Source organism: Paenibacillus terrae (assembly GCF_000943545.1).
Classification (GTDB): domain Bacteria; phylum Bacillota; class Bacilli; order Paenibacillales; family Paenibacillaceae; genus Paenibacillus; species Paenibacillus terrae_A.
In genome coordinates this window covers 23,262-36,666 of the sequence record NZ_JTHP01000024.1, presented here as the reverse complement: position 1 = coordinate 36,666, position 13,405 = coordinate 23,262, and the positions used below count along the sequence as shown (strand labels likewise).

Below are 13,405 nucleotides of genomic sequence, written 5' to 3'. Positions count from 1 at the left end.
AAACGTTGTTTTATGATTAGTTGCGGCCTGTATAAGGTAATGAATTCTGTGATGAGCAGATGGAGTTCCTTGTGCAGGTCTTTTTCTTTTCTATCCTTAATATGGATATTTTTTATCGAAAACAGGGTAAAAAGTCTTAGTTTTTAAGGTTTTAGGGTGCATACACTGCTATAAATTTTAGTCATTAAGGGTGATGGAGTAATGCTTGCGAGCATATTAAAATAAATATACGAACAAACATTCGTTTTCGATTTCGTTAACGGTGTCTTTGTATGGGTGGAAAATTCAACTGACAACGGGTCAGAAGCGGGAGCAAGAAGGAAGGGGAACGACATGAAGCTGGCTGTAACTGTAAAAAGTTTGGGAAAACGAAAGCCGGAACTCGCAAAACAGGAAATGGAGTTGAATCCTGCCCCTGAAACTTTGCGAGAGCTGATTGCTGCTACCGTCGCCCTGAATGTCCGCAGACTGCGTGAAAAGCAGGAGAGTGTCGCACTGATCCCGTTCCTCACAGGGCAGGAGGTTCAGGCGCAGGGCGAGACAGGCAAGGTAGGATTCGGGTCCGTCTATAATGATGGTGTTCCTGATGTGGAGGATGCGGTAAACACGGCGATGCAGGCTTTTGAAGACGGCTTGTACAGGGTTTTTGTACGTGATGAGGAAGCTACTGTGCTGGATGCCCCTTTGTTGCTTGAGGATGGAGACGAGATTGTATTTATACGGTTCACAATGCTGGCCGGAAGCCTATGGTAGGGGGAAATGAAATATGCATCAGGAGAAAAATGAACAGGAATATTTCACCGAACTGAAGGGGCGCGCGGCGCAACTGGATGGACAACAACAGGAATTGGCCCAACATGTTATGGAACTGGGTCGAATTCATTACATACGCGAGGATGAGGAGCCTTTTAACGAATGCCAGCGCATATTAAAAGTACAGGCAGAAGCAAGCGGGGAGCCGCTGTTCAAGCCACTGGCAGAGGTGCTACGTCAGTTGATTGGAACAACGGCCGGGGATGTGTTTGCATATATAACGGAGCATGTGACTGAATATCCTTACAGTACAGGGTATGAGCGTAAACCGTTCCGTACCTCGGATATCACATTCCATACTTCGCGGATTTATAAAAGAATGGTGCAGCTTATCCGAATGGACTGGATCGGCTTCTCGCTTATAGATTATTTAACGAAAAAGGATTATGAACATGGGAATGACTATCGGATTCAAGAGACGATTAGTGATTGGATTGCCTATGAGTTGGACAACGGTAATCCGCAGGTCTTGGAGGCGCTAAAAGGTATTGTTTATGGCGATAACCAGACTGCGCTTCTTACGCGTGCCATGATTAAAGGAATGCTCTTGAGCCATCAAGAGGAGAATTACCATATGATCGGCGAGCTTTTGGCAGCTGCCAAGCTTCAGGAGGGATTACGCCAAAGCATCGTGGAGCAAATGGATGAAGGAACCCCGGAGGCTCTTGTATATCTGTTGAAGGTGATTGTCGACCAGGGTTTCATTCGTTACAGCTCGGTGGTACGCGCGCTTGCGGTATGGACAGGCATGGGCTTGGAGTCTGCTAATCAGCGGGTGGTTCGCCAACTGATTGAGCAGGCGTATGAAGCATTGACGAATAGCAAGCTGCGTCAGGAATGGCTGACTAGCGCGAATGCCAATGAGGTATATATGAGCTTGTGGGCTACCGCAGTACATGAGGAACGTGATCTGTATGGACAAGTTCGGCAAGTCATGGAACAGGGAGCGCCTTATCAGAAGATTGTAGCGCTTTATGTACTCTCTAACAGTGGAAACAAGGATGTGCGTCTGGGGATTGCCAGAGAATATCTGAATGAGACGGACCCGGAGCTTCAATACTGGGTACTGACGAACTATACAAGTAATTATTTTTACGAATGGGTAGAAGGCGGGACGGTCGCGGATCGGATCGTTAAAGTGGTTCGTACTCCATTACTGGAAAATAAAGAAGAGCGACGCAAGGATTTTGAGCGACTTCATGCTCTGTTTGCACAGATGAAAAAAGGCGAGTCTGCCGAGCCCTCCAAGGTATTGGATTTTGTAAACGTTTATCACCGTTCAGATGCACCGATTCAAAAAATGCTGTATCTCGTCAGTTATGATATGGACGCGACCTGGATCGGTGAAATCGTAGCTTTGAAGGATCAGATTAGCCCTGATCTGCGTGGCGAGCTGCTGAATCACTTTGTGCGGAATCCGGATGATACGGTGCAACGTGAATTTATTTTCTCAAGCCTGTCCGACAAAAGTATGAGCATTCGCGAGTTCGCTGTTGCCAAGGCACGCAAGCTGACGCTGGCGGAAGAAGAAATGCAGCAGATGGAGGGGCTCTTGAAGCTCAAGACGGGTTCCCTACGGCAAAGTGTCATTGGTGTACTGCTGGTACAGCCGGATAAGTCTCTGAATGGCTCGTTGGAACGGTTGCTTCGAGCAAAGGCGGAGCTGCAACGATTGGGCGGACTGGAAATATTGACGAAGATCTATGCAGACCCCGAGCGTGCCGAGCAGTATGAAACCCTCCAGCCTTTAGCAGATATCATTCAGCAGCCGACGGCTAAGGAAGAACAACTACTGTCCAAGCTGGGGCAGGAGGATGCTTATACGGGGACAAACGGCTTTGGCTTGTACGAGCCTGCTGCCAAGGAGGCTTGGCTGGAGAAGCAGCCGGATCTGGGTGATTTCCGGTTGGGTGATGTTTTTGTGGGTTCATTGGAGAAGATGAAGCGGTTCCTGAGCGGACTGAATGAACTTGTCCACCAGCATCGTGATGTAGAATATACTGCTGAGTATTATTCGGGCTACAAAGAAACGCTGCTAATCGGCGCTAATTTTCGTACCGTACGCTTGGCTCAGCCTAATGAGGAAGCAGTTTCCATGCTGTCTTTATATCCTCTTCACGAGGAATGGAGTCGTTATTTGCAGGAGAGCGACATGGAAGCAAGTGAACTGCTAGAGCTTGTTTTATATGACCGATTGGATTCTATGGATCAAACACTTGACCGCTATCACCGTTATTTCTCCAATCATAACATGGACTATTCAGAACTGAGAAAGCACAAGCTGCTGGAAGGATGGCGTAAAGATTTCGCTGAACAAATGTATCCTTTAGATCGAATTAACGAGATGCAGCAATGGATAGCAGAGCTGATGTATAACGATCAGGTAAGCACGCTGATTAATGCTTATTTTCTGGACACTCCCGGTGATAAAACCTTTGATACCATTGATTTCTCGTTGAATACATTGATGCAAGCTATGCCGAAGGACAGACTTGCTGAGGACATGGGAATGCTGCACCTGCTGTCCAGCCCGTGGATCGGGTTGGAGAAAGGGCGTGTATATGATGATGAGTCCTTTAAACGTTTTTTCCATACTTTTGATAACTATAATGAACTGGCGGGTGTATTAAATCACTTTTATTCACCGCTGGAGCTGGAGGATTATTTTAAAGCATATGAAAAAGGGCTGATCGGTGTAGGAGAAGTGTATCGGGAACTGTTGGCTGGCAGTGACAGCAGAAGACATATGAGTTCCTTAACGAATGCCTGCAATACATGGATTGCCAGCAATCCGGAATTTTTGGAAATACGGCGTACGGTTATTGACCGACTGCTGGAGGTTGAATTGGTTCGAGGTGATTTGCCTACCGAGGCCACGCCAAAAGTGATGGGATTGAGCCGGATTGAAGGCATGGATTATTTCATCCGTATTCTGGATGGACTCGACAAGGAAACGTTCGTGCGTGGTTATGTGTATGGCTACGGCGATCGTATCACCAAAAAAGAATCGTTCAGCCACTTGCTCAAGGCATGTTATCCGCGTGATGGCGAGGATTCTGCTTTGCTGAAGGAAAAGCTGAGTAACGCTAAAATTACGGATAAACGTCTGCTGGAGGCGGCAATGTATGCGCCACAGTGGATTGAAATTGTAGCAGGCTACCTCGGATGGGAAGGTCTTCGCAGTGCTGCATGGTACTTCCATGCGCATATAAATGAAGGTTTTTCCGCCGAGAAGGAAACGATTGTAGCTCATTATTCGCCGATTGCTCCGCAGGATTTTAATGATGGAGCCTTCGATATTCACTGGTTTCATGAGGCCTATGAGACGTTGGGCGAGGAACGTTTTGATCTGTTGTACGACTGTGCCAAATATATTTCGGCCGGAGCCAATCATCGCCGATCCCAGTTATTTGCGGATGCGACGCTGGGTAAGCTGAAACTGAGTGAAATGAAAAAGTCGGTGGAAGACAAACGGAACAAGGAACATTTGCTGACCTACAGTCTGATTCCTCTTGTTAAACCTCCTGAACCAGATGTACGGGAACGTTATGACTTCATCCAGAAGTTTCTGGAACAGAGCAAAAAATTCGGGGCACAGCGTAAGGCCAGTGAAGCTCTGGTTTCACGAATTGCGCTTGGGAATTTAGCACGTAATGCAGGTTACGATGATGTAACACGGCTCGTGTGGGACATGGAAGCCCGTAAGCTGGAGAATCTTCGGTCTTATTTTGAGCCACATGCTTTGGAAGAGGCCACAACGATACAGTTGGTCATTGATGAAGAAGGAACGGCAGATATTGAGATTGTCAGCAAAGGGAAGACGCTGAAATCTATTCCGGCTCGCTTCAAGAAGGATGAGTATGTTGCTGCGTTGAAGGAGCTTAAAGGCGATCTGGTGGATCAGTATCGTAGAGCCCGCAAGGAATTGGAACGCTCAATGGAGTCCGGCACGGCCTTTATGATGAAGGAATTAACGGGATTATTAGGCAACCCTGTGCTTGCTCCGTTGGTGCGAACGCTAGTTTTCAAGGCTGGAGATCGCTTGGGATATTTCAATGAAGATACATCAGGGTTAGCTGATCCTTCGGGTCAACAGTTTCCCGTAGGTGAAGAGGACAAGCTGATCATCGCTCATCCGCTCCATTTGTACGAAAGTGGTCGTTGGAGCGACTTCCAGAAGGATTTATTTGACCGCCAGATTCGGCAGCCGTTTAAACAGGTGTTCCGTGAGCTGTATTTGCCGAATGCAGATGAACGTGCAAGTGCCACGGTTTCCCGTCGATATGCAGGACATCAGGTACAGCCGAATAAAACGGTAGCCCTGCTGAAAGGTCGCCAGTGGACGGTCAGCTATGAGGAAGGACTACAGAAGGTGTATTATGCCGAAAGCCTGATTGCTAACCTGTACGCGATGGCAGATTGGTTCTCACCAGCCGATACCGAGGCTCCTACACTGGAAACGGTGCAATTCTTTGATCGGACAACGTATAAGAGTGTGCCGTTGGAGGAAGTTCCTCCAGTGCTGTTCTCGGAAGTCATGCGGGATGTAGATTTGGTCGTCAGTGTCGCCCATGTGGGCGGTGTTGATCCGGAAGCCAGTCTTACGACCATTGAAATGCGCAGCGTTATTGTGCAGGAATCGCTGCGTTTGCTGAAAATCAGTAATGTACGTTTGGATGGGAATTATGCGCGTGTAGAAGGCAGCCTTGGTGAATATGCGGTACATTTGGGAAGCGGCGGTGTCTACAAGCAGGCGAAGGGAGCGCTGCATATCATTCCGGTGCATTCGCAGCATCGTGGGCGCATCTTCCTGCCGTTCCTGGATGAAGATCCAAGAACAGCCGAGATTTTATCCAAAATTGTACTGCTGGCTGAGGATCAGAAAATCAAGGATCCGCAAATTCTTACGCAGCTTCAGACGTAGGATAGAAACTGTAATATAGAGATTCATTTTGAAGTAGCGTGAAGCCCTGTCCATGCAGATCCGTGTGGCGGGGCTTCATCATTTGCGTCAGATAATTCTTTTGTTCCTGGCAGGCGTTTGCTAGAATAAAGGGGATTGTGTAAGTCAACGTTGACCATATTGCAGGGAGGGACACGAGTATGAGCAAGAAGATCAAATGGGGAATTGTCGGCACAGGATGGATTGCAGATCAATTCGCCGCGGATTTGGCGCATGTTACGAACGGGGAAGGGTACGCTGTTGGATCACGCACCATTGAAAGCGCTACCGAATTTGCAGCCAAGCATCAAATTGCACGCGCTTATGGAAGCTACGAGGAACTGGCTCAAGATCCCGAGGTAGATGCTATATACATAGGCACTCCTCATCCTTTTCATAAAGAAAATGTTCTGACGGCTCTTCGGGCGGGTAAAGCCGTTCTGTGTGAGAAACCTTTCACCGTGAATAGTGGGGAACTGGAGGAACTGATCGGCTTAGCACGTGAACATAAGCTATTCCTGATGGAAGCGATGTGGACACGCTTTTTGCCTCCGATTCGCCAAGTGCGGGAGTGGATAGACGCGGGACGAATTGGTGAGGTGAAGCTGGTTAAGGCGGAGTTTGGTTTTCGTGTAGAATGGAACCCAGAAGGACGCTTATTGAACCCCGATCTGGGCGGAGGTGCTTTATTAGATACGGGAATTTATCCGGTTTCCTTTGCTTCGATGGTGTTCGGTCCTGAACCCAAGCATGTATGGAGTACCGCTCATATCGGGGAAACGGGTGTTGACGAGACGTTCTCCATCCTGCTGGATTATGGAAATGGACGTACGGCTGTGCTCAATGGGGCGGTTCGTCTCGGGTTGACGAATGAGGCTTATATCCATGGCACAAAGGGATATATCCACATTCCATCTTTCCTGAATAGCACGTCGGCTACTTTACATGTGGACGGCGAAGAGGTACAAACCTTTCAGGATGACCGAGCTTCCACAGGGTATGCCTTTGAAGCAGAAGAAGTGGGGCGCTGCCTGAATGAAGGCTTATTCGAAAGTTCCACGATATCTTTGGATGAATCACTGGGCATTATGAAGCTGATGGATCAGATTCGCGCACAGTGGGGGCTTCGGTATCCTTTTGAGTAATTGAATTATGAATTGAATAAAGAATAAACCACTTAAAGTCCAGAGAGCTTTTGAAGCTCTTTGGACTTTTTTGTGTACATCGTTTGGAATTAATGCAATCCTCATAAATCGGCTCAATTCCAACTTTGGTCGCAGATTAAAGATGTTCATATGAGCACTGGAATGAGTGGGCCATACGAATCATTTTTTGTGATTTGAATTAGTTAAAAAATCGTCATATAAAAGTGACGAAAATGTAATAAAATCGTCAGTTAACGGAATTGGTAACGCTCTCTTTCTATGAAAATAAATGATGGTCCTAGGGAGTGGTTTCCAGAATTTTTCAATGAAATTTTCAGAAATGTACGGTAGGGTGTTGTACATGTCACTTGAGTCAGTGCGGCTTTTGCTGACTTGCTTGCTTATCCCGTGGCTTTTGATTCTTGTCGGAGCTCGCAGGATCGAGAGCCTCTGCAAGCCTATGAGAGTTGAATTGGCATTCATCTCATGACCTAACATCAAGGAGGAATTACAAACGTGAAAGTGAAATCAACATGGTTGTTTCGTATGATGATGATGACAGTTATCGCGGCTGTTGTGATCGGACCGATGAATATTGCAGGAGCGGCAGGAAGCCGGACAGACCGGCCCTGGATGAATACGTCCCTCTCGGCAGAGAAACGAACAGCTCTGCTGTTACAGGAAATGACGCTGGAAGAAAAAATAGATTTGGTGACTGGAAAGGTCAACAATTATTATGGATTCTACAATGATCCGATTGAGCGTCTGGGCATCCCGGCGTTGACGATGGCAGACGGCCCTGCGGGTGTGCGTATCGCCAATCCGGATGTACAGGACAAGCAATCGACTGCGCTGCCTGCTCCAATTGCATTAGCTGCAACATGGGATACCCAAGCTGCCAAACAGTACGGTGATCTGATCGGAGACGAGGCTTTTAATACGACTCATAATGTGGTGCTCGGACCGGGGATGGATATTGCCCGCATTCCATGGGGATCGCGGAACTTTGAATCTATGGGTGAGGACCCGCTGCTGCAATCGCAAATGGCGACCGCTTATGTCAAAGGTGTGCAAAGCCACCCTGTGTTGGCCACAGCCAAGCATTATCTTATGAATAATCAGGAGACGGAGCGCTTCACGACGAATGTCAAAGTCAGTGACCGTGCGCTGCATGAAATTTACATACGTCCCTTTCAGGAGGTTATTGCCAAGGCTGATTTGGGAGGGGCGATGTGCTCTTTTAACAAGGTCAACGGCGAGCCTGCTTGTGAGAACAAGACCCTCTTGACGGACCTCTTGAAGAAGGAGCTTCAATTCCAAGGTTTCATAATGAGCGATTACGGTGCGAACCTGAGTACAGTAGAGTCCGCTAATGCCGGCTTGGACCTGGAAACACCGGGTACACCTTTTGGTAAATGGGGAGATCAACTGCTGGTTGCTGTCAAGAACGGCAAGGTAAGTGAAAAAACGATTGATGATAAGGCTCAGCGTATTCTGGTGCAAATGTTCAGCAAAGGGTTGTTTGATCACCCGGTTGAAAATAACCAGATTGATGCCCGTGACCATGGCAAGACGGCCCGCCAATTGGCTGAGGAGAGCATGGTGCTGCTGCAAAATAAAAATAATACTTTGCCACTTTCCAAGGATAAGCTTAAATCTATTGCTGTGATTGGTCCCGATGCAGATAACGGTACTGTAGCAGGCGGAGGCAGCTCGTTGGTGAACCCGACGTATACTGTAAGTCCGTTAGAGGGAATCCGCAACCGTGTCGGCAAAGGGGTAACTGTCCAATATGCACCAGGTACAGACCCGATTTCTGCGGGAGACATTATGCCGGGTCCATCGGCTGTGCCATCCTCATTGCTGACCACATCCGACAAAAAAGAGGATATCAGCGTTGGATACGCCACTTATGGAGATGACGAACAGGGACTGCGGGGCGAATACTGGAAGAACAACAAAATGGAGGGCAGTCCGGAGCTTGTACGTAATGATGGTCAGGTCAACATGAATCTTGGATTCTATAATTATCAGGGTCTCAATGCGAAGTCCCCTAAAGTTCCCAATACGCCAACGACACTGAACAGCTTGATATCTGCGCGCTGGACAGGCGCAATTGCAGCTCCCGAGGATGGCGACTATGCGCTGTCATTAACCAGTTTGGGATCAAGCAAGCTGTATCTCGACGACAAGCTGTTTGTGGATAATCAAGGTACAAAGCTGGAAACTACGAAGAAGAATATCTCGCTCAAAGCGGGTGAAAAGCACAAGATACGTATTGAATACCGTGCCGATTATCCGGTAACCGGCCGTGATTCTGGCGGAATGGTTCGTTTGGGCTGGGAACCTCCGGCAGATACGTCAGACAAGCTGATTGACAATGCGGTGAAGCTGGCGAAAAAGTCGGATGTAGCGATTGTCGTCACACGTACTTATGAGAGCGAAGGCTATGTTGAGCGTTCCGATATGGAACTGCCCAACAATCAGGATCGGCTGATCCGTGCGGTTGCCGCGGCGAACCCGAAAACCATTGTTGTGCAAATGAGCGGCAGAGCTGTACAGATGGACACTTGGCAGAATAAAGTTCCCGCCATCGTACAAGCATGGTTTGCTGGTCAAGAGCAGGGGAATGCCATTGCACGCGTTCTGTTCGGGGATGTGAATCCTTCCGGCAAGCTGCCTGTAACCTTCCCGGTTAACGAGCAGTCCACTCCGGTATCCTCACCGGAAAAATTCCCGGGTGTGAACGGAATAGGTGACTATTCGGATGGTATTTTTGTAGGCTACCGGGGATATGAGAAATCGGGAATTCAACCCGCATTCTCCTTCGGATACGGCTTATCCTATACGACCTTTGGCTATAGCGATCTGAAAATAAAACAGCACACGAGCGGAAATAAATCCAATCGTACGAGCACCGTCGAGGTTTCGCTAAAATTGAAAAACACCGGGAAAACTGCCGGAGCAGAGGTTGTGCAGGTGTACAGTGGGAAGCTTCCGACAAACGTGGAAACTCCATCCCGTCAACTGGCAGGCTGGTCTAAGATCGAGCTGAAGCCGGGCCAGGAGAAGAAGGTCCGCATTGAACTGGACCCGAAAGCCTTCTCCTACTGGGACGAGAAATCCAAAGCATGGGTTATGCCGTCCGGTGAAGTGCCGATTTATGTAGGCAGTTCCTCTCAGGATACACGACTGACAGGAAGTGTTACGATTCCGGCAGCATCTACAGGAAAGACAGCGAAGTAACCCCGTTACATTTGTTTCAAAATGGTTATATTCAAGAGAGCGCGGGCATATGCACCGGCTCTCTTTTTGCGGTAGGTATGCAAGGGGGATTCCAAGTGAAAGCTGAAACAGAAGGAAGGCTGAGGACGATGAAGAAACCCCAAAAGCAACGACATTCCAACATGCGGCTGCTCGTAGCTGCAACTGCGATTTTGGTCTGTGCTATTCTGGTCAGTATCGCTATACGGAATAGTCCTGAGCCGAAAGCAGAAAGTAACGTCAGCATGTGGCTGACGTCACCGGACCCGGCGAATCGCCTGACCGAGCAAGCTCCGATACATTGGAGTAACGATAATGCTAAAGGCAGCGCAGCCAACTCGAACGTACTGACGGTTGAGGTGAAGCCGGATATTCGTTACCAGACGATGGAGGGGTTCGGCGCAGCGGTATCCGGTTCATCCGCTTATCTCATGAATCACGGCATGTCTCCGGATCAGCGTGACCAGTTACTCAACGATTTGTTTACCGCGAGCGGTATTCAATTGAGCTATATTCGCCACACCATCGGCGCATCCGATTATTCGGTGGATGAACGGGGACAGCCCAGCAGCTATACCTATGACGATGTGGCATCAGGCAAGGACTATGATCTGAACCACTTTTCCATTACCAAGGATCAGGACGTGACGGATGTGCTAAAGCAGATCGTACGCAGAAATTCTGACCTTCGGATTATGGGAACTCCGTGGACTGCGCCGCCCTGGATGAAATATGGGGAGCAGACCTACAATGGCTGGTATTTGGACTATAATGTTCCGCGCGTCTATTCCGCATATGCTGACTATTTTGTACGTTATATTCAGGCTTATGCGAACGAAGGTATTCCGATTCAGGCGATTTCCATTCAAAATGAGCCAGAGTTCACCACGTCCAAGTATCCCAGCATGAGTATGGGGGCAGCCGAGCAGGCAAACTTTATTAAGCAATATTTGGGTCCTGCCTTAAGTCGGAACAAATTGTCCACCCAGATTATTGCTTTTGACCATAACTGGGATACCGGGAGTGATTATGCCCGTACCGTGTTGGGAGATGAGCAAGCTCGAAGCTATACGCACGGCACGGCCTTTCACTGCTACAAAGGAGAGCCCACAGCGATGACAGACGTGCATAATGCCTTTCCGGACAAGGCAGTGTACATGACAGAATGCAGCGGGGGGCAGTGGAGTCCGGATTTTGGAGATAATTTGAGCTGGGATATGTCCAAGCTGATCATTGGCGCACCACGGAACTGGTCGCAAAATGTCTTGTTCTGGAATGTGGCGCTTGATCCATCCGGTGGCCCGACAAATGGCGGCTGTACCAACTGTCGCGGTGTGGTTACCATTGATCCATTGAGCGGTGCCGTTACTAAAAATGTGGAGTACTATGCGATTGGACATGCCAGCAAATTTGTCCGCCCGGGTGCGGTCCGTATTGATTCCACGCATTACAGCGGAAGTATTGAAACGGTCGCCTACCGTAACCCCGACGGTACCCTTGTCCTGATTGCCGCTAATACGGGAGCGGACGAGCGGACTTTCAAGGTTCGGCAGGGAAGCAAAGTCTTTACCTGCAAGCTTCCTGCCAAATCGGCAGCTACCTTTCAATGGAGCTCTTCGGCTTCATAAAAATGTGCCATTCTTCTGAATGCTTACAGTAGATTTAGAGCGCTCAGCCTATACGGCTGGGTACTCGTTTTTGTGTGTTCTAAAGTTCAAGCCGCGAAAAGATAAAATTTTAACATTGTTCAGAATTGCTTCAGAGGCGGATGATAAGATTTTTTCAATATGGTTCGGCACTGACCATCACTCCATCCTTCAAAAAGTGAGTGCAGTCACACAAGTACAATGATAAGCTTAACTATAATGTATATATATACATCGTTTAAATATCGCTCTTTTGGAATCACGGTTCCAAGTATTCATGCATAAAGGAGAAGAATAGCCTCATGGATATACAATTACAGTTGGACCCCTTGTCAGTTGAACGATTAGCAAACGCGCTTTCAGCACGACCGGGAGTATTTAAGCTGTTTTATGACACAGAGGGCTGCGGATGTAACGGCGTAATTGTCATCTTGGTTATCACTGCGCCCAATGCTACCGATATAGTCATTCAGTCCGAGCCCTATTCTTTTTTTGTAGACCGGCAGCAGGAGCAGCAATTCGACAGCAGAATGCGGCTTGAGGCAGACCCTAATTATCCGTCATTTAAATTGAGCAGCGATGCGGGCCTATTCAGCAGCAACATTAGAATGAAAGATGTGCGTGTCAAATCGTCTACTTGAAGAGTACTGGGTGGCTAGGGGAAGTATGTAATGTAAACGGAGACGACTATTGCGAGTAAGAAATCCGTTTTTAATAAGTTAGTAATAATACCCGAATATGGAGTAGTTTTTAATGGGAAAGAATAATCTTGCCCAATTTCAAGAATATCAGGAGAACAAATTTACCAAACGCATTATTCATAAAGAAGCATGAACACGAAACCAGTAGCGAATCCCAAAAGACGAACCTCATCCACCAAACATGGATCGAAGTTCGTCTTTTTGGACATATTCACTCAGCTCTTCAAAGAACTAAGTTATGTAGTGGCCTCCTTGTAAGTGTTACAATAACCATTATGATCATTCGAGAAGGACGTTGAGATGATGAAAAACTTGCTCGTTTCGGGCTACCGCGCCCATGAATTGAATATTTTCAACCAAAAGCACGAAGGCATTCCATATATCAAAAAGGCGATCACAGGCAGGCTCATTCCCCTGATTGAAGAAGGACTGGAGTGGATTATTACCCCGGGTCAGTACGGGGTGGATCTGTGGGCCTGTGAAGTGGCAATTTCACTGAAGCAGCAATATCCTCACTTAAAATGCTCCATTATGGTGGCTTATCAAAATATGGAGGAAAAGTGGAAAGAGGATAAAAAGGAGTATTTTCAGCAGATTTGTGAGGGAGTTGACTATGTGGGAGTCGTCAGCCGCCAGCCTTATCAGGGAATATGGCAACTCAAGGCACGGGATGAACTGCTTTTCCGCAAAACCGATGGTTTATTGCTCGTTTATGACGAGGATGCCGGGGAGGGCAGCCCACGTTTTATGAAAGAAATGGCATTAAAAAAACAACAGGCAGAAGGCTATCAATATATCAGCATTAGCTCAGAGGATATCCAAAGCATAGCGGATGAAGAACGATTATTCATGGACCTCTGATTTTTAAAGCATTAGCTCGGATTTTTGAACAAA

At 47.7% G+C, this 13,405-nt stretch carries 7 protein-coding genes; all 7 read left to right on the top strand.

All coding sequences use genetic code 11. The features are described 5' to 3' along the window. Nucleotides 1-333 precede the first annotated feature (333 nt). The 7 genes from QD47_RS13380 to QD47_RS13350 all read left to right on the top strand — a co-directional run bounded on the left by QD47_RS13380 (nt 334) and on the right by QD47_RS13350 (nt 13,372). Nucleotides 334-753: a hypothetical protein gene (locus QD47_RS13380; RefSeq protein ID WP_044646600.1), complete on the top strand. Its 420-nt coding sequence runs from the start codon at nt 334-336 to the stop codon at nt 751-753. Between the two features lie 13 nt (nt 754-766). Next, on the top strand, nt 767-5,737 hold the full coding sequence (locus tag QD47_RS13375) for a DUF4132 domain-containing protein (RefSeq protein WP_044646599.1): 4,971 nt from the start codon (nt 767-769) through the stop codon (nt 5,735-5,737). A 179-nt stretch (nt 5,738-5,916) separates the two neighbouring features. Continuing rightward, nucleotides 5,917-6,900 (top strand): Gfo/Idh/MocA family protein, encoded by a 984-nt coding sequence (locus tag QD47_RS13370; protein WP_044646598.1) that lies wholly within the window; start codon nt 5,917-5,919, stop codon nt 6,898-6,900. Nucleotides 6,901-7,416: 516 nt separating this feature from the next. Then, nucleotides 7,417-10,146, top strand: a complete 2,730-nt coding sequence (locus tag QD47_RS13365) for a beta-glucosidase (protein WP_044646597.1) — start codon at nt 7,417-7,419, stop codon at nt 10,144-10,146. A 128-nt stretch (nt 10,147-10,274) separates the two neighbouring features. Beyond that, complete coding sequence (locus tag QD47_RS13360) at nt 10,275-11,792, top strand: glycoside hydrolase family 30 protein (RefSeq protein ID WP_044646638.1); 1,518 nt, start codon at nt 10,275-10,277, stop codon at nt 11,790-11,792. 320 nt (nt 11,793-12,112) lie between these two features. Next, nucleotides 12,113-12,451, top strand: a complete 339-nt coding sequence (locus tag QD47_RS13355; protein WP_044646596.1) for an iron-sulfur cluster biosynthesis family protein — start codon at nt 12,113-12,115, stop codon at nt 12,449-12,451. 363 nt (nt 12,452-12,814) lie between these two features. Further along, nucleotides 12,815-13,372: an SLOG family protein gene (locus tag QD47_RS13350; RefSeq protein WP_044646637.1), complete on the top strand. Its 558-nt coding sequence runs from the start codon at nt 12,815-12,817 to the stop codon at nt 13,370-13,372. The last annotated feature ends 33 nt before the right edge of the window (nt 13,373-13,405 follow it).

Coding starts and splice junctions, on each gene's coding strand:
- QD47_RS13355 (WP_044646596.1), top strand. CDS start 12,113: ATGGATATACAATTACAGTTGGACCCCTTGTCAGTTGAACGATTAGCA.
- QD47_RS13380 (WP_044646600.1), top strand. CDS start 334: ATGAAGCTGGCTGTAACTGTAAAAAGTTTGGGAAAACGAAAGCCGGAA.
- QD47_RS13350 (WP_044646637.1), top strand. CDS start 12,815: ATGAAAAACTTGCTCGTTTCGGGCTACCGCGCCCATGAATTGAATATT.
- QD47_RS13360 (WP_044646638.1), top strand. CDS start 10,275: ATGAAGAAACCCCAAAAGCAACGACATTCCAACATGCGGCTGCTCGTA.
- QD47_RS13370 (WP_044646598.1), top strand. CDS start 5,917: ATGAGCAAGAAGATCAAATGGGGAATTGTCGGCACAGGATGGATTGCA.
- QD47_RS13375 (WP_044646599.1), top strand. CDS start 767: ATGCATCAGGAGAAAAATGAACAGGAATATTTCACCGAACTGAAGGGG.